This window comes from Pseudomonas sp. UBA6310 (assembly GCF_002438225.1).
GTDB classification, from domain to species: domain Bacteria; phylum Pseudomonadota; class Gammaproteobacteria; order Pseudomonadales; family Pseudomonadaceae; genus Pseudomonas_O; species Pseudomonas_O kuykendallii.
Genome location: NZ_DJTK01000053.1, coordinates 31,999 through 53,149, shown reverse-complemented (window position 1 = coordinate 53,149; position 21,151 = coordinate 31,999). Strand labels below are relative to the sequence as shown.

The following is a 21,151-nucleotide window of genomic DNA, read 5'->3' as shown; positions in this document are numbered from 1 at the left end:
CGAGGCTCCGTCGCCGCAGGGAATGCATTCCACAACGTTCACAGTGAGGTCCGTAGCCGATGACTCAGGAGAAACAGGTTTCAGCCGACGAGGTGGCCGCCTTCCGCGCCTCCGTCCTGTCCAAGTTGACCTATTCGGTGGGCAAAGACCCCGAACATGCCTTCGACCATGACTGGTTCGAGGCGATTGCCCTGGCCGCGCGCGATCGCTTGGTCGACCACTGGATGGATCACACCCGCAACATCTACCGACAGGGCCAGAAACGGGTCTATTACCTCTCGCTGGAGTTCCTCATCGGGCGGCTGCTGATCGACAGCCTGAGCAACCTCGGACTGCTGGAAGTGGCCCGCACGGCGCTCCATGACCTGGGCGTCGACCTCGACCGCATTCGCAGCCTGGAGCCGGACGCCGCGCTCGGCAACGGCGGCCTCGGCCGGTTGGCGGCGTGCTTCATGGAAAGCATGTCGACCCTTGGCGTGGCTGCGCACGGCTACGGCATCCGCTACGAACACGGGTTGTTCCGCCAGGCCATCGTCGACGGCTGGCAGCAGGAACAGACCGAAACCTGGCTGGATTTCGGCAACCCCTGGGAATTCGAGCGTCCTGAAGTCAGCTATCTGATCGGCTTCGGCGGCAGCATCGCCAATATCGTCGACGACAGCGGCGAGCAGCGGCAGAAGTGGAGCCCGGGCGAGGCGGTACGCGCGATCGCCTACGACACGCCGATCGTCGGCTGGCGCGGTGTCAGCGTGAACACCCTGCGTTTGTGGCGCGCGCGGGCCGAAAGCGAGCTGCACCTGGATCGCTTCAACGCCGGCGATCACATCGGCGCGGTGGTCGAGGAAACCCGCGCGGAAAGCATCTCGCGGGTGCTTTATCCGGCCGACAGCACCGAAGCGGGTCAGGAACTGCGCCTGCGCCAGGAGTATTTCTTCGTTTCCGCGTCGCTGCAGGACCTGATCCGCCGTCACCTGAAACAGCGCGGCACCTTGCTCAACCTGCCCGAGTTCGCCTCGATCCAGCTCAACGACACCCACCCGGCGATCGCCGTGCCGGAGTTGATGCGGGTGCTGGTGGATATCCACGGCATCGCCTGGGACAAGGCCTGGGAGCTGACCGTTGGCACTCTCTCGTACACCAACCACACGTTGCTGCCCGAGGCGCTGGAGACCTGGTCGGTCGGCCTGATGGATCGCCTGCTGCCGCGCCACATGCAGATCATCTACCTGATCAACGCCTATCACATTGATGCGTTGCGGGCGAAGGACATCCATGACTTCGACCTGCTGCGTTCGATCTCGCTGATCGAGGAGGGCAACGGACGCCGTGTGCGCATGGGCAACCTGGCGTTCCTCGGCTCGCACTGCGTGAACGGCGTCTCCGCGCTGCACACCGACCTGATGCGCAGCACGGTGTTCGCCGACCTGCACAAGCTCTATCCGGAGCGGATCAGCAACAAGACCAACGGCATCACCTTCCGCCGCTGGCTGTACCAGAGCAACCCGCAGCTCACCGCGCTGCTGGTGGAGTCGGTCGGCGAGAAGCTGCTGGACAGTCCGGAAACCTCGCTGCGCCTGATCGAACCCTTCGCCGACAAGGCCGCCTTCCGCAAGCGCTTCGCCGAACAGCGGCTGCACAACAAGCAACTGCTCGCCGGGCTGGTGCAGGAGCGCCTGGGACTCTACATCGACCCGCACGCGCTGTTCGACGTGCAGATCAAGCGTATCCACGAGTACAAGCGGCAACTGCTCAACCTGCTGCACACCGTGGCGCTGTATCAGGCGATCCGCGCCGAGCCGCATACCCAGTGGGTGCCACGCGTGAAGATCTTCGCCGGCAAGGCGGCGGCCAGCTATCACCAGGCCAAGCTGATCATCAAGCTGGCCAACGACATCGCCCGGACGGTGAACGGCGACCCCACCGTGCGCGGCCTGCTCAAGGTGGTGTTCCTGCCCAACTACAACGTCAGCCTGGCCGAGCGGATCATCCCGGCGGCGGATCTGTCCGAGCAGATTTCCACCGCCGGCCTGGAAGCGTCGGGCACCAGCAACATGAAGTTCGCGCTCAACGGCGCGCTGACCATCGGCACCCTGGATGGCGCCAACGTGGAGATGTCCGAGCAGATCGGCGCGGCCAACATGTTCATCTTCGGCATGACCGCCGACGAAGTGCAGGCACGCAAGCAGAACGGGCAGTTCTCGGCGGAGCCTTCGGTGGCGGCGTCGCCGCGCCTGGGCGAGGTGCTCCACGCGATCCGCAGCGGGGTGTTCTCGCCGGACGATCCGGCGCGCTACACCGGCCTGATCGATGGGCTGATGGCGCATGACACCTTCCACGTCTGCGCCGACTTCGACGCCTACTGGAACGCCCAGCGCCGGGTCGAAGAGCTGTGGCACGACCAGAAGGCCTGGTGGCGGGCCGCGGCCCTGAATACCGCGCGCACCGGCTGGTTCTCGTCGGACCGGACGATCCGTCAGTACGCGACGGAAATCTGGAAAGTGATGGCACCGGAGGAATAGCCGGCAGCGTCGCCCGGAAACGCCGCGGGGCCGAGGAAGCGATTCCCGGCCCCGCGCTCGTTTCTACAAGACGGTTCAGCCCGCGGCGTGGCGGCGTTGTTCACCTTGCTCCAGCTCGTTGCGGTAGTTCAGTGCTTCGCTTTCGGTATGGAAGATACCGACCAGCTCGCCCTGTTGATGCACATCCCAGGTGCGTTTGCCCAGGGCCAGGCTTTCGCGGGATTTGTGCTGGTCGTCACGCTCGGTCACGGTTACGGTCATAGCGGCGTCTCCTGACTGTCGATGGGTGCGACAGGTTGTCGCAGATCCTTTATAGAACTGCTTAGTCACCTATGTAAATCCGTGGATTCGGCGACAGACTGTTGCACGGATCGCTATGAACTTTTACAGCGAATCGGGTCGGGTGTTGGCGGGCGCGAGCTTGTCCGGGCGGGATACGCGATGCGGAGCGATTCGCAGTCGGTGGGCTGAAGCCCACCCTACGGCGCGGGCGCATTGGAAGAGTGCCGCAACGAAAAATGCCCGTATCTCGCGATACGGGCATTTTCGTTTCAGCCGGCGAAGCAGCGCGCCAGGCCCTGGCTCAGCCTCGGGCTTAGTTGACCTTCGGGTTCAACTCGCCCTTGGCGTAACGCAGGTACATGTCTTCCAGCGAGATCGGCTTGATCTTCGAAGCGTTGCCGGCGGTGCCGAACGCTTCGTAGCGGGCGATGCAGACGTCACGCATGGCGGAGACGGTTTTCGCCAGGTACTTGCGCGGGTCGAACTCGCTCGGGTTCTTCGCCATGAACTCGCGGATCGCGCCGGTGGAGGCCAGGCGCAGGTCGGTGTCGATGTTGATCTTGCGCACGCCGTACTTGATGCCTTCGACGATCTCCTCGACCGGCACGCCGTAGGTTTCCTTGATGTCGCCACCGTACTCGTTGATGATTTTCAGCCATTCCTGCGGAACGGACGACGAGCCGTGCATCACCAGGTGGGTGTCGGGGATGCGGGCGTGGATTTCCTTGATCCGCTGGATCGACAGGGTGTCCCCGGTCGGCGGCTTGGTGAACTTGTAGGCGCCGTGGCTGGTGCCGATGGCGATGGCCAGGGCATCGACCTTGGTCTTGGCGACGAAGTCGGCGGCTTCTTCCGGGTCGGTCAGCAACTGGCTGTGGTCCAGGGTGCCTTCCGCGCCGACGCCGTCTTCCTCGCCGGCCATGCCGGTTTCCAGGCTGCCCAGGCAACCCAGTTCACCTTCCACCGAGACGCCGCAGGCGTGGGCGAAGGCGACGGTCTGCTGGGTCACGCGGACGTTGTATTCGTAGTCGGACGGGGTCTTGCCGTCTTCCTTCAGCGAGCCGTCCATCATCACCGAGCTGAAGCCCAGCTGGATCGAGCGCTGGCAGATGTCCGGGCTGGTGCCGTGGTCCTGGTGCATGACCACCGGGATGTGCGGGAATTCTTCCACCGCCGCGAGGATCAGGTGGCGCAGGAACGGCGCACCGGCGTATTTGCGCGCACCGGCCGAAGCCTGGACGATTACCGGAGAGTCGGTCTGGTCCGCGGCTTCCATGATGGCGCGCATCTGCTCGAGGTTGTTGACGTTGAAAGCTGGAATGCCGTAGCCGAACTCGGCGGCGTGGTCCAGCATCTGGCGCATGCTGATGAGTGCCATGGGGGTTTTCTCTCCCGGTCTGGGGGTTAAGCGCAAAGCCTGCCTCAGGGGCGGGCCGGGTTCAAGTTTAAGCAGGTTACAGCGTTCAAGGTGCCCGGCAGCCGTGGGCGAGCAATTCGTCGTCGGCTACGCGGTAGATCAGGCCTTCGGAGCCCTTGTCGTTGAAGGTCAGTACGCCATCGCTGTAGGTGCTGCCGAAGGTCGACGGCTCCTTCTTCAGGCGTTGCGGTGCAGCGTCGGCGCCGAGGCGTATCTCGACGCTGTCCTGCGAGCTGTCGGCGTAGCGCCAGTCCAGGCGGGTGCCGTTGTCACAGCTCCACCGGGTCCAGGGCGTCTGCGCCGTGGACGGCCAATGCGAACAGCCGGCCAGCAGGCTGGCCAGCGATACCGCGATGAGCGTTCTCAATCCGTTTCCTCTCAGGGGCAATCCTGCTCCGAGGCATCGCTGCTCAGGGTCGGGTCGCCGCTGCTGGCCACCTCAACACGCTGGTCGTCCCGGCTGGTCGGGCTTTCCGACGGCGGCGGGCTGAACACCTCGCAGGCACTTGGCGAACCGCCGCCGGCGCAACCGGCGACTCCTAGGCAGCACAGCAGCAACAATGAATAGCGCATGGTCGTCGTCCATCGGTCCGTTCCAGACCAAGAGACAGCGGGCGGGACCGGTTGGTTGCCGGGGCCGCTTCGTTGGGCCTCAACGGTTGCCGCGCTGCTCCAGAATTTCCACGGCCGGCAGCACCTTGCCCTCGACGAATTCGAGGAAGGCGCCGCCGCCGGTGGAGATGTAGGAGATCTTCTCGGCCACACCGTACTTGTCGATCGCCGCCAGGGTGTCGCCACCGCCGGCGATGGAGAAGGCCGGGCTTTCGGCGATCGCCAGGGCCAGCGCCTTGGTGCCTTCGCCGAACTGGTCGAACTCGAAGACGCCGACCGGACCGTTCCAGAGGATGGTCTTCGACGATTTCAACAGCTCGGCGAACTGCGCCGCGGTCTGCGGGCCGATGTCGAGGATCATGTCGTCATCGGCGACGTCGGCGATCGGCTTGACGGTGGCTTCGGCATCTTCGGCGAAGGCCTTGGCGACCACCACGTCCACCGGCAGCGGCACGCTGACCTTGGCGGCGATGGCCTTGGCGGTATCCACCAGGTCGGCTTCGTAGAGCGACTTGCCGACCTTGTAGCCGGCGGCGGCGAGGAAGGTGTTGGCGATACCGCCGCCGACGATCAACTGGTCGCAGAGCTGACTCAGCGAATTCAGCACGTCGAGTTTGGTCGAGACCTTGGAGCCGGCGACGATGGCCGCCAGCGGACGCTCGGGGCTCTTCAGCGCCTTGCCCAGGGCTTCGAGTTCGGCGGCCAGCAGCGGGCCGGCGGCGGCGACCTTGGCGAACTTCGCCACGCCGTGGGTCGAGCCCTGGGCGCGGTGCGCGGTGCCGAAGGCGTCCATCACGAACACGTCGCAGAGCGCGGCGTACTTCTGCGCCAGCTCGTCGGTGTTCTTCTTCTCGCCCTTGTTGAAACGCACGTTCTCCAGCAGCACCAGCTGGCCGGGCTGGACGTCGACGCCGTCGAGATAATCCTTGATCAGCGGAACCTCGCGGCCCAGCGCCTTGGCCAGGTAGGCGGCGACGGGCGCCAGGCTGTCTTCTTCGCTGTAGATGCCTTCCTCGGGACGGCCCAGGTGCGAGCAGACCAGCACCGCGGCGCCCTTTTCCAGGGCCAGTTTGAGGGTTGGCAGCGCCGCGACGATGCGCGCATCGCTCTTCACCACACCTTCTTTCACCGGCACGTTGAGGTCTTCGCGAATCAGTACGCGCTTACCGTGCAGGTCCAGGTCGGTCATCTTCGCTATGTTCATGAAGGGCGTGGTCATGGAGTCGGTCCTTGAATGAGCGGTTCAGTGAGGGTGGGCAGTACGCAGGAAGTGTTCCGCCACATCGAGCATGCGATTGGCGAAGCCCCATTCGTTGTCGAACCAGGCCAGCAAGTTCACCAGCCGGGGGCCGGAAACGCGGGTCAGGCTGCCATCGACGATGGCCGAATGAGGGTCATGGTTGAAGTCGCAGCTGGCGTGCGGCAGTTCGGTGTAGGCCAGCAGGCCTTGCAATGGGCCGCTTTCCGAGGCACCACGGAGAATCCGGTTGATCTCCTCCGTGGAGGTGTCGCGAGCGGTCTGCAGGGTGATGTCGAGGCACGACACGTTGACCGTCGGCACGCGGATCGCCTTGGCCTGGATGCGCCCGGACAGCTCCGGCAGCAGCCGTTCGATACCGCGGGCGAGGCCGGTGGACACCGGAATCACCGACTGGAAGGCCGAGCGCGTGCGGCGCAGGTCCTCGTGGTGATAGGCGTCGATTACCGGCTGGTCATTCATCGCGGAGTGGATCGTGGTGATGGAAACGTATTCAAGACCTACGGCATCGTTCAAAAGTTTCAGCAACGGCACGCTGCAGTTGGTGGTGCAGGAGGCGTTGGAGACCAGCTTCTCGCCGCCACTCAGGCACGCCTGATTGATGCCGAAGACCACGGTGGCGTCGATGTCGGCCTCGCTGGCCATCGGTTGCGACAGCAGCACGCGCGGCGCGCCGGCATCGATGAAGCGCTGCGCCTCGCGGCGCGTGTTGTAGGCGCCCGAGCACTCCAGCACCAGGTCCACCTCCAGCGCACGCCAGTCGATGGCTTCCGGCGTGCGCTCGCGCAGCACCTTCACGCAGTCGCCATTGATGTGCAGGCAGTCACCGTCGACGCTCACCTCGCCGGGGAAGCGGCCGTGGGTGGAGTCGAAGCGGGTCAGGTATTCGATGCTCGCCTGATCGGCGAGGTCGTTCAGCGCGACGATGTCGAAATTCGTCTCGCCGTGGCGCTCGTGCAGCGCCCGCAGCACGCAGCGGCCGATACGGCCATAGCCGTTGAGGGCGACTTTGTAGAAAGGCTTGGACATGGCGATCTCGATGGGGAAGCGAGCGGGGGACGGGCCAGCCGTGCAGCCCATCGGTACGCGCGATGGGCGTCGCGGCGCTCGACCCATCCTACATGCCTGGCAGGGCGATTCCGGCGGGAGCCGTAGGGTGGATCGCGCGTTATCGATCCACCGGCCGGTGTAGCCGAGGGCGCTGGCCGCGCCCCCGATCACCCTGCGGCGTCGTTCCGACTTTAGTCTTCCAGCAGCTCTTCGGCCGTCGCCAGGACGTTCTCGACGGTGAAACCGAAGTGCTCGAACAGCGCGCCGGCCGGGGCCGATTCGCCGTAGCCGGTCATGCCGATCACGCGGCCCTCGAGGCCGACGTACTTGTACCAGTAATCGGCGTGGGCGGCTTCGATGGCGATCCGCGCACCGACTTCCAGCGGCAGCACCGCCTGCTTGTAGCTGGCGTCCTGCTGGTCGAAGACGTTGGTCGATGGCATCGACACCACGCGCACCCGGCGACCCTGCTCGGTGAGCCTGTCGTAGGCGGCCATGGCCAGGCCGACCTCCGAGCCGGTGGCGATGAGGATCAGTTCCGGCTCGCCGACGCAGCCCTTGAGCACATAGCCGCCACGGCTGATGGCCGCCTCGGTTTCGTGGTCGCGCAGGTTATGCGGCAGGTTCTGGCGCGAGAAGATCAGCGCGCTCGGGCCGTCCTTGCGCTCGATGGCGTGCTTCCAGGCTACCGCGGCTTCCACCGCATCGGCCGGACGCCAGGTGTCCAGGTTAGGCGTGGTGCGCAGGCTGGTCAGTTGCTCGACCGGCTGGTGGGTCGGGCCGTCTTCGCCCAGGCCGATGGAGTCGTGGGTGAACACGAAGAGCACGCGCTGTTTCATCAGTGCGGCCATGCGCACGGCGTTGCGCGCGTATTCCATGAACATCAGGAAGGTCGCGCCGTAGGGGATCAGGCCGCCGTGCAGGGCGATGCCGTTCATGATCGCGCTCATGCCGAATTCGCGGACGCCGTAGTACATGTAGTTGCCCGAGGCGTCTTCCTGAACCACCGGCTTGCAGCCTTTCCACAGGGTCAGGTTGGAACCGGCGAGGTCGGCGGAGCCGCCGAGCAGCTCCGGCAGCAGCGGGCCGAACGCGTTCAGGCAGTTCTGGCTGGCCTTGCGGCTGGCGATGGTCTCGCCTTTGTCGGCGACCGCGCGGATGAACTCGGAGGCTTTTTCCGAGAAGTCCGCCGGCAGCTCGCCGGCCATGCGCCGGACGAATTCGTTGGCGAGTTCCGGGTAGGCGGCGGAGTAGGCGGCGAAACGCTGGTTCCACTCGGCTTCGGCGGCGACGCCGGCTTCCTTGGCATTCCACTCGGCGTAGATGTCGGCGGGAATTTCGAAGGGGGCGTGGTTCCAGCCCAGCGCGGCGCGGGTCAGGGCGATTTCGTCGACGCCGAGGGCGGCGCCGTGGCTTTCTTCCTTGCCCTGCTTGTTCGGCGAGCCGAAGCCGATGATGGTCTTGCAGCAGATCAGCGTCGGCTGCGCGCTCTTGCGCGCGGTGTCGATGGCCATCTTGATTTCGTCGGCGTCATGCCCGTCGACGTTGCGGATCACCTGCCAGCCGTAGGCTTCGAAGCGCGCGGGGGTGTCGTCGGTGAACCAGCCGTGGACTTCGCCGTCGATGGAGATGCCGTTGTCGTCGTAGAAGGCGATCAGCTTGCCCAGGCCGAGGGTGCCGGCCAGCGAGCAGACTTCGTGGCTGATGCCTTCCATCATGCAGCCGTCGCCGAGGAACACGTAGGTGTTGTGGTCGACGATGCTGTGGCCGTCACGGTTGAACTGGGCGGCCATGATCTTCTCCGCCAGGGCGAAGCCGACGGCGTTGGCGATGCCCTGGCCGAGCGGGCCGGTGGTGGTCTCGACGCCCGGCGCGTAGCCGAACTCCGGGTGGCCCGGCGTCTTGCTGTGCAGCTGGCGGAAGTTCTTCAGGTCGTCGATGGACAGGTCGTAGCCGGTGAGGTGCAGCAGCGAGTAGATCAGCATCGAACCGTGGCCGTTGGACAGCACGAAACGGTCGCGGTCGGCCCAGTGCGGGTTGCTCGGGTTGTGCTTGAGATAGTCGCGCCAGAGCACTTCGGCGATGTCCGCCATGCCCATGGGGGCACCGGGGTGGCCGCTGTTGGCTTTCTGCACGGCATCCATGCTCAGGGCACGAATGGCATTGGCACGCTCACGACGGCTGGGCATCGCTGATCTCCTGCGGGTCTTGTAAAAGACGGCTGACGAAAAAGGGCGGCTATTTTCGCTTAGCGGGAGGTGATCGGGCAATGACGGAAGCGCGGACGGTCGACCGGCGATTCTCCGCGCCTCCTCATCTGCCGATCGCGCTCGCCCAGGAGCCTGCCTGCGAGCCGCCGAGCCAGAGCCGGCCAGCCGGGCGTGCGCGGCGCTTCAGGCGGCTCTGCGCAGACAGGGCGCGCTGAACAGCTCGCCGTGCCAGATGCCGCGAAGCGTGCGCTGCATCACCAGCGTCCAGACGGCGATCAGTTGCAGCGCCGTGGCGGAGCCGATCACGCCGAACAGCGACAGCGCGGTCAGCCGGTAGAGCTCGAACGTGGCGAGGCTGAATACCCCGAGCGGGAAGGTGAAGCCCCACCAGCCGAGGTTGAAGGCCATGCGGTCGCGCAGGTAGTGGCGGGTGAACAGCGTCGCCGCGACCAGCCACCAGAGCGCCGCGCCCCACAGCGCCAGGCCGCCGATCAGGCCGATGTCGCGAGCGAGTTCGGCGGCGCCCTGCAGAGGCGTGCCGGCGAACGCCAGCGGGGCATCGCGGCCCATGCTCAGCAGGCCCAGGCAACCAGTGGACAGCGGCCCCAGGGGCAGCCAGCTGGTGGCGGCGAAATCGGTGTCCGGCAGTTTGTGCAGCGCCAGGCGCAGCAGCACCAGGGTGATCAGCGAGAACGCCAGGCTCAGCGACATGCCCCACATCAGGTAGCCCACCGCGAGCATCTGCCGGGCGGCTTCCGCCGACAGGTGCGGCACCAGCACGCCGGCTGCGCTGGCGGCCACCTCGGGTGCGACGATCGGCAGCAGCCAGACGCCGGTCAGCTTCTCCAGCGCGTGGTCCTGGCGGGTGAACATCAGGTACGGCACCAGCATCGCGGTGCCCATCGCCAGCAGCGCATCGACCCACCACAGCGCCTGCGCCAGCGGATAGACGCCGTTGCCCAGGTGCCGCGCGCCGAACAGCGTCATGCCGCTGATCAGCGTCGCCAGGCCCATCGGGATCGCGCCGAGGTACATCGACTGCACCGGGTGCGTGAGCATCGGCATGAAGGTGTCGCGGAACAGCAGGCAGCGGGCGGCGAACAGCAGGCTGAAGGTCACGAACAGCAGCGCATTGATCAGCCAGAGGGCAAAGGCCAGGTCGTCGCGCCCGGCGAAGGCCCATGGCAGGTTGGCGATGACCAGTGCCAGCACGCCGGTGCCCATGGTCATGGCGAACCAGTTGGGCGTGAAGTGGCGGACGAAGGCCCAGGGTTCGGGCAGGCGGGTGAAGGGGCGAGGCATTGCGGCGGCTCCGGGCGGCTGGGTCAGCAAAGGTCGCCAGCCTATAAATCGGCGTGCCATATTAAAAATACATATTCAGCATTCATCGCATGCCTAATCCGTATGAATCTTCATCATCTCCGTGTGTTCCTCGCCGTAGCCGAAGCCGGCAGCATCAGCGCCGGTGCGGCCAGGTTGTTCATCAGCCAGCCGGCGGTGACCCGCGAAATCCGAGAGCTGGAAGCCAGCATCGGCCTGAGCCTGTTCGACCGGCAGCCGCGCGGCGTGAGCCTGACCGAAGGCGGTGAGCGCCTGCGCCAGTACGCCCAGCGCATCTTCTCCCTGGAGCAGGCGGCCGAGCGCGACCTGCGCGATTTCGCCAGCCTGGAGACCGGTGAATTGCGCCTGGGCGCGAGTGCCACCCTGGGCACCTACCTGCTGCCGACGCTGATCAACCGGTTCCGCGCCTGCTACCCGGAGGTCTTCGTCGAGCTGCTGGTGAGCAATACCCAGGTGGTCACCGATCAGCTGGACGACGCCAGCATCAGCCTGGGCTTCGTCGAGGGCCCCTTCGCCCAGGCGGACTACGCGCACCGCCTGCTCGCCCGCGACGCGCTGCTGCCGGTGGTCGGGCCGAGCCATCCGCTGGCACGGCGCAGCGGGCTGCTGGCGGCCGAACTCGACGGCCACGCGCTGTACATGCGCGAGCCCGGTTCCGGTGCCCGGGCGAGCATCGAGCAGGCATACGCCGAGCATGGCCTGGAGTTGCGCGCGCGGATGTCCATCGGCAGCACCGAGGCGCTCAAGCACCTGATTTCCGGCGGCGTGGGCATCGCCTGGCTGTCCGAGCGGGTGGTGGACAGCGAACTGGCCAGCGGCCAGCTGGTGCGCCTGGATGTGCGCGACCTGCACATCGTTCGCGACCTCCACGTGCTCTGGCGCAAGGCCGACAGCCTGAGCCCGGCACCAGCGGCGTTCCTCGAACTGGCCGACGCGGGTTGACGTGTGGCAGGCAATATCAAAACTTTTTGATATTGCCGTTGCCCGATGTAAATCCCCCGACTAGACTTCGGTCCCTATGAACAACCTGCGCATGCCGCACCTGCGGTTCGAACCGAGCGACGAGCTGGCTGCCCTGTGCAAGGCCGGCGGCGATCCGCTGCGGCTGAACGTGCTGCGCGCCCTGGCCAACGACTCCTTCGGCGTGCTCGAACTGGCGCAGATCTTCGCCATCGGCCAGTCCGGCATCAGCCATCACCTCAAGGTGCTGGCCCAGGCGCGCCTCGTGGCGACCCGGCGCGAGGGCAATGCGATCTTCTACCGGCGCGCGCTGCCGCAGGCCGACAGTTTCGGCGGGCGCCTGCACGCGGCGCTGCTCGAAGAGGCCGATCAGTTGCAGCTGCCGGAAGACTGCCTGGCGCGGATCGCCGCGGTGCACGCGCAGCGCGCGGCGGCCAGTCGCGATTTCTTCGCCCGCATGGCGGACACCTTCCAGGCCCAGCAGGACCTGATCGCCGGGCTGCCGCAGTACCGCGAAAGCGTGCTGGCGCTGCTCGACGCGCTGAGCTTTCCGGCGCAGGCCACGGCCATCGAGGTCGGCCCCGGTGACGGCGGTTTCCTGCCGGAGCTGGCGCGCCGCTTCAGCCGCGTCACCGCGCTGGACAACAGCCCGGCGATGCTCGAGCTGGCCCGCGGGCGCTGCGCGCGCGAGGGCCTCGACAATGTCGAACTGCTCCTCGCCGACGCGCTGGCCGAGCCCCAGCCAGCGGCCGATTGCGTCGTGCTGAACCTCGTACTGCATCACCTGGCGGCGCCGGCGGATGCACTGAAACACCTGGCGGGGCTGGTGAAGGCGGGCGGCAGCCTACTGATCACCGAGCTGTGCAGCCACGACCAGAGCTGGGCCAGGACGGCCTGCGGCGATCTCTGGCTGGGTTTCGAGCAGGACGACCTGGCCCGCTGGGCCGATGCCGCGGGGCTCGCCAGCGGCGAGAGTCTCTACATTGGCCTGAGAAACGGCTTCCAGATCCAGGTTCGGCACTTCGCCAAGCCCGATCACCCCACATCAACCGGTAAAGAATAGGAACCGATCGATGAGCGAATATTCCCTGTTTACCTCCGAGTCGGTGTCCGAAGGACATCCGGACAAGATCGCCGACCAGATTTCCGATGCCGTCCTCGACGCCATCATCACCCAGGACAAGCACGCCCGCGTGGCCGTCGAAACCCTGGTCAAGACCGGCGTGGCCATCGTCGCCGGCGAAGTCACCACCAGCGCCTGGGTCGACCTGGAGCAGATCGTCCGCGACGTCATCTGCGACATCGGCTACACCAGCTCCGACGTCGGCTTCGACGGCGCCACCTGCGGCGTGATGAACATCATCGGCAAGCAGTCCCCGGACATCAATCAGGGCGTCGACCGCGCCAAGCCGGAAGACCAGGGCGCCGGCGACCAGGGCCTGATGTTCGGCTACGCCAGCGACGAAACCGACGTGCTGATGCCGGCGCCGATCCGTTTCTCCCACGCGCTGGTCCAGCGCCAGGCCGAGGCGCGCAAGTCGGGCCTGCTGCCGTGGCTGCGCCCGGACGCGAAATCCCAGGTCACCTGCCAGTACGAGAACGGCAAGGTGGTCGGCATCGACGCCGTGGTGCTGTCCACCCAACACAACCCGGACGTCACGCTGGCCGACCTGCGCGACGGCGTGATGGAGCTGATCATCAAGCACGTGCTGCCGGCCGAGCTGCTGCACAAGGGCACCCAGTTCCACATCAACCCGACCGGCAACTTCGTCATCGGCGGGCCGGTGGGCGACTGCGGCCTGACCGGGCGCAAGATCATCGTCGACTCCTACGGCGGCATGGCCCGTCACGGCGGTGGCGCGTTCTCCGGCAAGGACCCGTCCAAGGTCGACCGCTCGGCCGCCTACGCCGGCCGCTACGTGGCGAAGAACATCGTGGCCGCCGGCCTCGCCGAGCGCTGCGAAATCCAGGTGTCCTATGCCATCGGCGTGGCCCAGCCGACCTCGATCTCGATCAACACCTTCGGCACCGGCAGGATCGGCGACGACAAGATCATCGCCCTGGTCCGCGAGCACTTCGATCTGCGTCCCTACGCGATCACCAAGATGCTCGACCTGCTGCACCCGATGTACCGGGCCACCGCCGCCTACGGCCACTTCGGCCGCACGCCGGAGCAGGTCACGCTGGGCGACGACACCTTCACCACCTTCACCTGGGAAAAGACCGACCGGGCAGAGGCACTGCGCGCCGCCGCCGGCCTGTAAGAACCAACCCACGATTTGCTGCGCGTCGGCCATCCGGCGTTGGAAATGCTTTCGGTAAGCCGCTTGCGGCTAACGCGCTTCATCGCGGTCCGGAGGGCGAGTGAAACGAGTACTGCTCATTTACAACTCGTAAACTCCGCGTCCTCAGGCATTTCCGCGGGGCCACCCAGGCCTTGGCTGGCTCTAGCTCGCGAGATCGTGAGCTGGTTCTGTCTTCTAGTTGAGCAGAAGCCCCGCCCCGGCGGGGCTTTTTCATGGGCGCGGGAAAAGGTGCTGGCGCTGCGCGCTGCGGGCATAAGGCGCGTGATGGACGAACCCCGCGGGCGAGACGCCCTGCGCCGCTTCGCTGAACTCCGCGGGGGTAGCCCGGTCTGACGCAGCATTGCCTGCCGAGTCGCGCTAAACTGCGCGGGTTTTCCCCCCCTTCATACCTGGAGTCCTCCATGTCCCGCGTTTCCCTCAGCCGCTACCTGATCGAGCAAACCCGCAGTCACAACACGCCGGCTGACCTGCGCTTCCTCATCGAGGTGGTGGCGCGCGCCTGCAAGGAAATCAGCCATGCGGTCTCCAAGGGCGCGCTGGGCGGCGTGCTGGGCAGCATGGGCACCGAGAACGTGCAGGGCGAAGTGCAGAAAAAGCTCGACGTGCTCTCCAACGAAATCCTCCTGGAAGCCAACGAGTGGGGCGGCACCCTGGCCGGCATGGCGTCCGAAGAAATGGACAACGCCTACCAGATTCCCGGCCAGTATCCGAAAGGCGCCTACCTGCTCACGTTCGACCCGCTGGACGGCTCCTCTAACATCGACGTCAACGTCTCGGTCGGCACCATCTTCTCGGTGCTGCGCTGCCCGGGCGAATGCTTCAGCCAGAACGAGCCGCTGGGCGAGGAAGCCTTCCTCCAGCCCGGCACCAAGCAGGTTGCCGCCGGTTACGCCATCTACGGTCCGCAGACCATGCTGATCCTGACCCTGGGCGACGGCGTGAAGGGCTTCACCCTGGACCGCGAGATGGGCAGCTGGGTGCTCACCCACGACGACATCCGCGTACCGGAAAGCACCGCCGAGTTCGCCATCAACATGTCCAACCAGCGCCACTGGGAAGCCCCGGTGCAGCGCTACGTGAACGAGTTGCTCGAAGGCAAGGCCGGCCCGCTGGGCAAGGACTACAACATGCGCTGGATCGCCTCGATGGTGGCCGACGTGCATCGCATCCTGACCCGTGGCGGCCTGTTCATGTACCCGCGCGATTCGCGCGATCCGTCCAAGCCCGGCAAGCTGCGCCTGATGTACGAGGCCAACCCGATGTCGATGCTGATCGAGCAGGCCGGCGGCGCGTCCACCGACGGCCACCAGCGCATCCTCGATATCCAGCCGACCTCGCTGCACCAGCGTGTCGCCGTCTACCTCGGCTCCAAGGAAGAGGTCGAGCGCGTCACCGGGTATCACCATCAGGCCTGACTCCGGAACGCCTGCGCCCTGGCAACCGCTGCTGCAGTGGTGGTTCGGCGAGGGCGGCACGGCGAGCCAGATCGCCGCGCAGCGGAACCGCCTGTGGTTCGGCTACCGCCAGGCTCAGGATGCCGAAGCCCGCGAACGCTTTGGCGGGCTCGCCGCCCAGGCGTTGCAGGGCGGGCTGAGCGACTGGGCGCAGACGCCCGACGGCTGGCTGGCGCTGCTGATCCTGCTCGACCAGCTTCCCCGGATGATCCATCGCGGCAAGCCCGAAGCCTTCGCCGGTGACGCCGCTGCCCAGGCGCTGCTCGATCGCGGCCTGGCGCACGGTTTGGCAGGCGCGTTGGCGCCGATCCGGCAGGTGTTCTGCTACCTGGTGCTGGAGCACGCCGAGGACCTCGGTCGCCAGGAACGCGGCGTGGTGGCGTTCGCCGCACTCGCGGACCTGCACCGCGACGAGGAGCGCGCGATCTTCGACGACTTCCTCGCCTTCGCCCGCAAGCATCGCGACGTCGTCGCCCGTTTCGGTCGCTTTCCCCATCGCAACGAGATCCTCGGTCGGCTGTCCACCGAGGAGGAAAAAGACTTTCTGCGTCGGCCCGGTTCGCGCTTCTGAGCCGCGGTCTTTCCAATCAGGAGCATCACACCATGTCCTTGCGCTTCTCCGCCGTACTGGCCTGCCTGCTGATAGCCGGCTGCAGCAAGATCAACCAGGAAAACTACGCCAAGATCGGCCCCGGCATGAGCAAGGCCGAAGTCGAGGCGCTGCTCGGCGAGCCGACCGAATGTTCAGGCGCCATGGGCGTGTCCAGCTGCACCTGGGGCGACCAGAAAACCTTCATCAGCGTGCAGTACGCCGCCGGCAAGGTGGTGATGTTCTCCGGCCAGGGCCTCAAATAAAGGAGTTCGCCATGCGCCTGCTATTCGCTGTCTTCGCCGCCCTGCTGCTCAGCGCCTGCGCGTCCGGCGATGCGCCATCGCCGCCGCGTACCGTCGCTGCGGTCGACCTGCAGCGCTACCAGGGCACCTGGTACGAACTGGCGCGCCTGCCGATGTTCTTCCAGCGCAATTGCGTGCAGTCCGAGGCCCGCTACAGCCTGCGGGCCGATGGCGCCGTCGGCGTGCGCAACCGCTGCAAGACCGCCAGTGGCGAATGGCAGGAGGCGGTCGGCGAGGCCGTGCCGCAGGTCGAGGGGCGCACGGACAAGCTCTGGGTGCGTTTCGACAACTGGTTCAGCAGGCTCTTCCCCAACCTGACCCGCGGCGAGTACTGGGTGCTCTACCTGGACGACGACTACCGCACCGCGCTCGTCGGCCACCCGAACCGCAAGTACCTGTGGCTGCTCTCGCGCACGCCCGAGGTCGACGCCGCCACCCGCGAGCGCCTGCTCGGCGTGGCCCGCGAGCAGGGATACGACGTCAGCCAGCTGATCTGGCGACAGCCGTAGCCTACTGGCGGCGACTTTGCAGGCGGATGCTCAGCACGGTGTCCCGCTCGCCGTGGGTGAACAGGCACTGCTCGGGTCGGGGCTTGCCGCCTAGCAGCGAGGGGTTGCCGGAAAACCCCACCGGCTCCAGCGGCAGGCCGCGTGGACTGAGGTTCAGTTGGCCGTTGCCGTCGAGGTCCTGGTAGACCTGCACGGCGTAGTGGCCGGCGGGCACTTCGCGCAGCACCAGAACCGCCTCGTTGCCCTGCAGCGTGCGCAGGGGCTGCTCCGCCCAGTCCGGGCTGTTGTCGCCAGGCAGCAGCGCGACGTGCACGTCGCCGGCCTTCTGTCGTCCCTCGAGAACCAGGCGGATATCGCCGGCCAACGCCGTCCCGCCCAGGGCCATCCATAGCAGCGCGCAATATGTCGTCCGGGTTACGGTTCGAAAAAAGGTCTGTGGCATAATTCGCAACATTTTGCAGGGAATTGGCAGGGTATGCGTCAGGTGCTGGTGGTCCATTACTCGCAAACCGGCCAGTTGAATCGGCTGGTTCAATCGGTTTGCGCGCCGTTGCAGGCGGATGCCGGCATCCAGGTGGATTTCCTGCCGCTCGAGCCCGTCCAACCTTACCCGTTCCCCTGGCCGTTTCTCGGTTTTTTCCGCATCTTTCCCGAAACCGTGCTGATGAAGCCGCAGCCGCTGCGGCCTCTGGCGGTGGATGCCGGGAAAGACTACGACCTGATCATCCTTGCCTACCAGGTCTGGTTCCTTTCGCCGTCACTACCGCTGACCAGCTTCCTCGCGTCACCGGAGGCGGCGCGCCTGCTGCGCGGGCGGCCCGTGGTGACGCTGATCGGCTGTCGCAACATGTGGCTGATGGCGCAGGAGAAGGTCAAGGCCAGGCTGGCACAGCTGGGCGCGCGTCTGCTCGACAACGTTGCCCTCACCGATGCATGCGGTACCGCCGCCAGCTTCCTCGCCACGCCGCTGTGGATGTTCACCGGCCGCCGCAAGCCCTATCACTGGGTGCCTGAAGCCGGTATCGCGGACGCGGAGATCAGCGCGGCCAGCCGTTTTGGCGAGGCCATCGCGCGGCGCCTGTCGGCCGATGCGCTGCCACTCGAACAACCCATGTTGCGTGGGCTCGGTGCGGTGAAGGTGGACGAGAAACTGATCGGCAGCGAGACCGTGGGCAACCGCAGCTTTCAGCTGTGGAGCCGCCTGCTCAGCGCGCTGGGCCCGCAACAGAGCCGTCGACGCGGCGCCGGGCTGGTGCTCTATATCGTCTTTCTGATCAGCCTGATCATCACCGTGGTGCCCGTCGGCGCACTGCTGAAGAAGGTGCTGGCGCCGCTGTTCAAGGCGCGGACGCAGCGTCAAAAGGACTACTTCGCCGGCCCGTCCGGCGAGTGACTTGACCGAGGAATCCCGTGGTTCAACCTGTATTCATCAATCGCATCAGTGCCTTCCTGCCCCACGACGCCGTCGACAACGAGCAGATGGAGGCGCGCCTGGGCCTGGTCGGCGGCAAGCCGTCGCGGGCGCGCAAGCTGGTCCTGCGCAGCAACGGCATCACCCAGCGCCATTACGTGATCGACCCCGCCACGGGCGAGCCAAGCATGAGCAACGCGCAGCTCAGCGCCGAGGCGATCCGCGGCCTGGCCGGGGAGGGTTTCGAGCTGGACGCGCTCGATTGCCTGGTCGCCAGCAGTTCCTCGCCCGATCAGGTGATGCCCAACCACGCGGTGATGGTTCACGGCGAACTGGGCAATCCCCCCTGTGAGGTGGTGTCCACCGCCGGTATCTGCCTGTGCGGCATGAGCGCGCTGAAATACGCCTGGATGAGCGTCGCCAGCGGCGAGAGCCGCCACGCCGTGGCCTGCGGGTCGGAGGTGGCCTCGACGCTGATGCAGGCGCGCAACTTCAACGCCGAATACGAAAGCCGCGTCGACGACCTGGAAAGCCACCCGGAGATCGCCTTCGAGAAGGACTTCCTGCGCTGGATGCTCTCCGACGGCGCCGGCGCGGTGCTCCTGCAGGGCCAGCCGAATGCGCGCGGGCTGAGCCTGCGCGTCGACTGGATCGACATCTACTCCTTCGCCGACCAGATGCCGCCGTGCATGTACGCCGGCGCCGACATGCAGGACGACCAACTGACGGGCTGGAGCCGCTTCGACGCCGAGGAACGCAACCGCCGCTCGGTGATGGCGATCAAGCAGAACGTCAAGCTGCTCAACGAGAACATCGTCAAGTACACCGTCGAGCAGGCGTTGCAGCGGATCATGGCGCGCCGCGAACTGCGCGTCGGCGACATCGAGCATTTCCTCCCGCACTACTCCTCGCAGTTCTTCCGCGAGCGCCTCGCCGTCGGCCTGGCCAACGCCGATCTGCCGATCCCCCAGGAACGCTGGTTCACCAACCTGACCCGCAAGGGCAACACCGGCGCGGCCTCGATCTTCATCATGCTCGAGGAGCTGTTCAACGGCGGCGGCCTGCGCAGCGGCGAGCGGCTGCTCTGCTACGTGCCGGAAAGCGGGCGCTTCTCCAGCGCCTTCATGCACCTGACGGTGGTCGGCGATGAAGCTTGACGAGGTCCCGCAGGACCACAGCTCCACCTACGGCGGGCACAGCAAGCTGGTCTACGCGGTGGATGCCAGCGGCCACTACCAGCGCGCGCAGAGCGATGGCTGGGAGCCCGAGGCCTATGCCACGCAACTGGCGGTCGCCGAGATGGAGGCCCACGAGGCCGAGGCGCTGGGCGCCTGGCAGCGTGGCGAGGCATCGCCGCTGAAATGCCTGATGTACCGCTATCGTCTGGACGAACCGGCGCTGGGGCAGATCACCGGCCTCTGGCAGTGGCGCATCCGCCGGCACTTCCGTGCGGAGGTGTACCGCCGTCTGCCGGCATCGATCCTGGCGCGTTACGCGGAGGCGTTCGGTCTGCCGCTCGAGGAACTGCTGGGCTACCAGAAGGATTTGGCATGACCGTTTTCCAACACCGCCAGAGCGCCCATTGCGAAAGTGGCGTGATGGCCAGCCTGCTGACCCACGCCGGGCTGCCGATGAGCGAGCCGATGGCGTTCGGCCTGGCCTCCGGGCTGGCGTTCGCCTACCTGCCGATCGTCAAGCTCAGCGGCATGCCGCTGATCGCCTACCGCATGCCGCCGCGTCACCTGATCAAAACCCTGAGCAAGCGCCTCGGCGCGCGGTTGCACAGCCGCACCTTCGGCAACCCGGAGCAGGGCCGCCGCGAACTGGACGCGGCGCTCGACGCCGGGCGCCTCGCCGGTCTGCAGAGTTCGGTGTTCTGGCTGCCGTACTTCCCGCCGGAAATGCGCTTTCACTTCAATGCGCACAACCTGCTGGCCTACGGCCGCGAGGGCAACGAGTACCTGATCAGCGACCCGGTGTTCGAGCAGCCGATGCGCTGCGCCGCCGAGGATCTGCAGAAGGCGCGCTTCGCCAAGGGCGCGCTGGCCGCCAAGGGCCTGATGTACTGGCTCGACGACGTGCCGCTGGAACAGGACTGGGATCGCCTGATCCGCAAGAGCGTGCTGGCCACTACGCGCATCCTCGACGGCATGCCGCTGCCGTGGATCGGCATTCGCGGCATCCAGCACCTGGCCGATCGCGTCGCCCGGCTAGATCCGGCGCAGGCCAAGTACAACCGGCTGTACCTGACCCACATCGTGCGCATGCAGGAAGAGATCGGCACCGGCGGTGCGGGTTTTCGCTTCATGTACGCCAGCTTCCTCCAGGAGGCCGGCGAGAAGCTGGGCGACGCGACCCTGGGTGAAGCCTCGGCACAGCTGACCGCCATCGGTGACGACTGGCGCCAGTTTGCCTCGGCCTGTGTACGGGCCAGCCGCAGCAAAACCGAAGCGCCGAACTTCGCGCCGATTGCCGATTCGTTGCGGGGGATTGCCTTGCAGGAGCGGGCGTTGATGAAAGAACTGGGGGCGTGGGCGAAGCGCAAGGGCTGATGCCGGCGTATGGCCGAGCGAATCGTGCGTTGGCTGGCCCTCTCCCCCCGCCCTCTCCCGCAAGCGGGAGAGGGGGCCAATCCGCGTTGGCTGGGGGATAGGTGATCGGTTCCCCCGCCCTCTCCCGCAAGCGGGAGAGGGGGCCAGTCCGCGTTGGCTGGGGGATAGGTGATCGGTTCCCCCGGCCTCTCCCGCAAGCGGGAGAGGGCCAGTCCGCGTTGGCTGGGAGATAGGTGATCGGTTCCCCCGGCCTCTCCCGCAAGCGGGAGAGGGGGCCAGCCAGCGTTGGCTGGGGGATAGGTGATTGGTTCCCCCGGCCTCTCCCGCAAGCGGGAGAGGGCCAGTCCGTGTTGGCTGGGAGATAGGTGGTCGGTTC

General features: G+C 66.4%; 21 protein-coding genes. 12 read left to right on the top strand and 9 right to left on the bottom strand.

Going from position 1 to position 21,151, the window contains the following annotated elements; translation table 11 throughout:
• Positions 1-59: 59 nt before the first annotated feature.
• Positions 60-2,519, top strand: coding sequence for a glycogen/starch/alpha-glucan phosphorylase (locus B3E91_RS12840; protein WP_287029796.1), 2,460 nt, complete (start codon positions 60-62; stop codon positions 2,517-2,519).
• A 75-nt stretch (positions 2,520-2,594) separates the two neighbouring features.
• Here the strand turns inward: B3E91_RS12840 and B3E91_RS12835 are convergent, their stop codons facing one another.
• From B3E91_RS12835 to B3E91_RS12800, 8 genes are all read right to left on the bottom strand, one after another.
• The gene (locus tag B3E91_RS12835) at positions 2,595-2,780 is read right to left on the bottom strand and encodes a hypothetical protein (protein ID WP_273232637.1); all 186 of its coding nucleotides are present in this window, start codon (positions 2,778-2,780) and stop codon (positions 2,595-2,597) included.
• A gap of 334 nt (positions 2,781-3,114) precedes the next feature.
• Complete coding sequence (gene fba / locus B3E91_RS12830) at positions 3,115-4,179, bottom strand: class II fructose-bisphosphate aldolase (protein WP_090225587.1); 1,065 nt, start codon at positions 4,177-4,179, stop codon at positions 3,115-3,117.
• Between the two features lie 85 nt (positions 4,180-4,264).
• A complete protein-coding gene (locus B3E91_RS12825; protein WP_287029795.1) occupies positions 4,265-4,585 on the bottom strand; it encodes an MliC family protein in 321 nt (106 codons plus the stop codon).
• A gap of 11 nt (positions 4,586-4,596) precedes the next feature.
• Positions 4,597-4,791: a hypothetical protein gene (locus tag B3E91_RS12820; protein WP_090225591.1), complete on the bottom strand. Its 195-nt coding sequence runs from the start codon at positions 4,789-4,791 to the stop codon at positions 4,597-4,599.
• Positions 4,792-4,870: 79 nt separating this feature from the next.
• Complete coding sequence (locus B3E91_RS12815; protein ID WP_273232708.1) at positions 4,871-6,034, bottom strand: phosphoglycerate kinase; 1,164 nt, start codon at positions 6,032-6,034, stop codon at positions 4,871-4,873.
• A 39-nt stretch (positions 6,035-6,073) separates the two neighbouring features.
• Complete coding sequence (epd, locus tag B3E91_RS12810; protein ID WP_287029794.1) at positions 6,074-7,117, bottom strand: erythrose-4-phosphate dehydrogenase; 1,044 nt, start codon at positions 7,115-7,117, stop codon at positions 6,074-6,076.
• Between the two features lie 212 nt (positions 7,118-7,329).
• Positions 7,330-9,327 (bottom strand): transketolase, encoded by a 1,998-nt coding sequence (gene tkt, locus B3E91_RS12805; RefSeq protein ID WP_287029792.1) that lies wholly within the window; start codon positions 9,325-9,327, stop codon positions 7,330-7,332.
• Positions 9,328-9,531: 204 nt separating this feature from the next.
• On the bottom strand, positions 9,532-10,650 hold the full coding sequence (locus tag B3E91_RS12800; protein WP_287029791.1) for a TDT family transporter: 1,119 nt from the start codon (positions 10,648-10,650) through the stop codon (positions 9,532-9,534).
• A gap of 102 nt (positions 10,651-10,752) precedes the next feature.
• Between B3E91_RS12800 and B3E91_RS12795 the strand changes: the two genes are divergently transcribed.
• From B3E91_RS12795 to B3E91_RS12765, 7 genes are all read left to right on the top strand, one after another.
• Positions 10,753-11,631: a LysR family transcriptional regulator gene (locus tag B3E91_RS12795; RefSeq protein WP_273232651.1), complete on the top strand. Its 879-nt coding sequence runs from the start codon at positions 10,753-10,755 to the stop codon at positions 11,629-11,631.
• A 76-nt stretch (positions 11,632-11,707) separates the two neighbouring features.
• Positions 11,708-12,712, top strand: coding sequence for an ArsR/SmtB family transcription factor (locus B3E91_RS12790; RefSeq protein ID WP_090225597.1), 1,005 nt, complete (start codon positions 11,708-11,710; stop codon positions 12,710-12,712).
• A 10-nt stretch (positions 12,713-12,722) separates the two neighbouring features.
• On the top strand, positions 12,723-13,913 hold the full coding sequence (gene metK, locus B3E91_RS12785) for a methionine adenosyltransferase (protein ID WP_287029787.1): 1,191 nt from the start codon (positions 12,723-12,725) through the stop codon (positions 13,911-13,913).
• A gap of 443 nt (positions 13,914-14,356) precedes the next feature.
• Positions 14,357-15,370: a class 1 fructose-bisphosphatase gene (locus tag B3E91_RS12780; protein WP_090225601.1), complete on the top strand. Its 1,014-nt coding sequence runs from the start codon at positions 14,357-14,359 to the stop codon at positions 15,368-15,370.
• Positions 15,360-15,980 (top strand): DUF924 family protein, encoded by a 621-nt coding sequence (locus B3E91_RS12775; RefSeq protein ID WP_287029827.1) that lies wholly within the window; start codon positions 15,360-15,362, stop codon positions 15,978-15,980. The genes B3E91_RS12780 and B3E91_RS12775 overlap by 11 nt, the downstream gene beginning before the upstream one ends.
• Before the next feature lie 32 nt (positions 15,981-16,012).
• A complete protein-coding gene (gene bamE / locus B3E91_RS12770) occupies positions 16,013-16,264 on the top strand; it encodes an outer membrane protein assembly factor BamE domain-containing protein (protein WP_282341027.1) in 252 nt (83 codons plus the stop codon).
• Between the two features lie 11 nt (positions 16,265-16,275).
• Positions 16,276-16,812 (top strand): lipocalin family protein, encoded by a 537-nt coding sequence (locus B3E91_RS12765; RefSeq protein WP_287029786.1) that lies wholly within the window; start codon positions 16,276-16,278, stop codon positions 16,810-16,812.
• A gap of 1 nt (position 16,813) precedes the next feature.
• On the opposite strand, the gene B3E91_RS12760 is transcribed toward B3E91_RS12765, so the two are convergent.
• Positions 16,814-17,197 (bottom strand): DUF2141 domain-containing protein, encoded by a 384-nt coding sequence (locus B3E91_RS12760; RefSeq protein ID WP_287029785.1) that lies wholly within the window; start codon positions 17,195-17,197, stop codon positions 16,814-16,816.
• A gap of 90 nt (positions 17,198-17,287) precedes the next feature.
• Here B3E91_RS12760 and B3E91_RS12755 point away from each other — a divergent pair, with 90 nt between their 5' ends.
• From B3E91_RS12755 to B3E91_RS12740, 4 genes are read left to right on the top strand one after another with little or no spacing between them, the layout of a single operon-like run.
• The gene (locus B3E91_RS12755) at positions 17,288-18,205 is read left to right on the top strand and encodes a dialkylrecorsinol condensing enzyme (RefSeq protein WP_287029783.1); all 918 of its coding nucleotides are present in this window, start codon (positions 17,288-17,290) and stop codon (positions 18,203-18,205) included.
• Between the two features lie 17 nt (positions 18,206-18,222).
• Complete coding sequence (locus B3E91_RS12750; protein WP_287029782.1) at positions 18,223-19,380, top strand: beta-ketoacyl-ACP synthase III; 1,158 nt, start codon at positions 18,223-18,225, stop codon at positions 19,378-19,380.
• On the top strand, positions 19,370-19,777 hold the full coding sequence (locus B3E91_RS12745) for a hypothetical protein (protein WP_287029781.1): 408 nt from the start codon (positions 19,370-19,372) through the stop codon (positions 19,775-19,777). The genes B3E91_RS12750 and B3E91_RS12745 overlap by 11 nt, the downstream gene beginning before the upstream one ends.
• Positions 19,774-20,775, top strand: a complete 1,002-nt coding sequence (locus B3E91_RS12740) for a BtrH N-terminal domain-containing protein (protein WP_287029779.1) — start codon at positions 19,774-19,776, stop codon at positions 20,773-20,775. The genes B3E91_RS12745 and B3E91_RS12740 overlap by 4 nt, the downstream gene beginning before the upstream one ends.
• The last annotated feature ends 376 nt before the right edge of the window (positions 20,776-21,151 follow it).

Coding starts and splice junctions, on each gene's coding strand:
- fba (WP_090225587.1), bottom strand. CDS start 4,179: ATGGCACTCATCAGCATGCGCCAGATGCTGGACCACGCCGCCGAGTTC.
- B3E91_RS12790 (WP_090225597.1), top strand. CDS start 11,708: ATGAACAACCTGCGCATGCCGCACCTGCGGTTCGAACCGAGCGACGAG.
- B3E91_RS12795 (WP_273232651.1), top strand. CDS start 10,753: ATGAATCTTCATCATCTCCGTGTGTTCCTCGCCGTAGCCGAAGCCGGC.
- B3E91_RS12765 (WP_287029786.1), top strand. CDS start 16,276: ATGCGCCTGCTATTCGCTGTCTTCGCCGCCCTGCTGCTCAGCGCCTGC.
- B3E91_RS12780 (WP_090225601.1), top strand. CDS start 14,357: ATGTCCCGCGTTTCCCTCAGCCGCTACCTGATCGAGCAAACCCGCAGT.
- B3E91_RS12745 (WP_287029781.1), top strand. CDS start 19,370: ATGAAGCTTGACGAGGTCCCGCAGGACCACAGCTCCACCTACGGCGGG.
- tkt (WP_287029792.1), bottom strand. CDS start 9,327: ATGCCCAGCCGTCGTGAGCGTGCCAATGCCATTCGTGCCCTGAGCATG.
- B3E91_RS12760 (WP_287029785.1), bottom strand. CDS start 17,197: ATGGCCCTGGGCGGGACGGCGTTGGCCGGCGATATCCGCCTGGTTCTC.
- B3E91_RS12815 (WP_273232708.1), bottom strand. CDS start 6,034: ATGAACATAGCGAAGATGACCGACCTGGACCTGCACGGTAAGCGCGTA.
- B3E91_RS12820 (WP_090225591.1), bottom strand. CDS start 4,791: ATGCGCTATTCATTGTTGCTGCTGTGCTGCCTAGGAGTCGCCGGTTGC.
- B3E91_RS12755 (WP_287029783.1), top strand. CDS start 17,288: ATGCGTCAGGTGCTGGTGGTCCATTACTCGCAAACCGGCCAGTTGAAT.
- bamE (WP_282341027.1), top strand. CDS start 16,013: ATGTCCTTGCGCTTCTCCGCCGTACTGGCCTGCCTGCTGATAGCCGGC.
- metK (WP_287029787.1), top strand. CDS start 12,723: ATGAGCGAATATTCCCTGTTTACCTCCGAGTCGGTGTCCGAAGGACAT.
- B3E91_RS12800 (WP_287029791.1), bottom strand. CDS start 10,650: ATGCCTCGCCCCTTCACCCGCCTGCCCGAACCCTGGGCCTTCGTCCGC.
- B3E91_RS12835 (WP_273232637.1), bottom strand. CDS start 2,780: ATGACCGTAACCGTGACCGAGCGTGACGACCAGCACAAATCCCGCGAA.
- B3E91_RS12840 (WP_287029796.1), top strand. CDS start 60: ATGACTCAGGAGAAACAGGTTTCAGCCGACGAGGTGGCCGCCTTCCGC.
- B3E91_RS12740 (WP_287029779.1), top strand. CDS start 19,774: ATGACCGTTTTCCAACACCGCCAGAGCGCCCATTGCGAAAGTGGCGTG.
- epd (WP_287029794.1), bottom strand. CDS start 7,117: ATGTCCAAGCCTTTCTACAAAGTCGCCCTCAACGGCTATGGCCGTATC.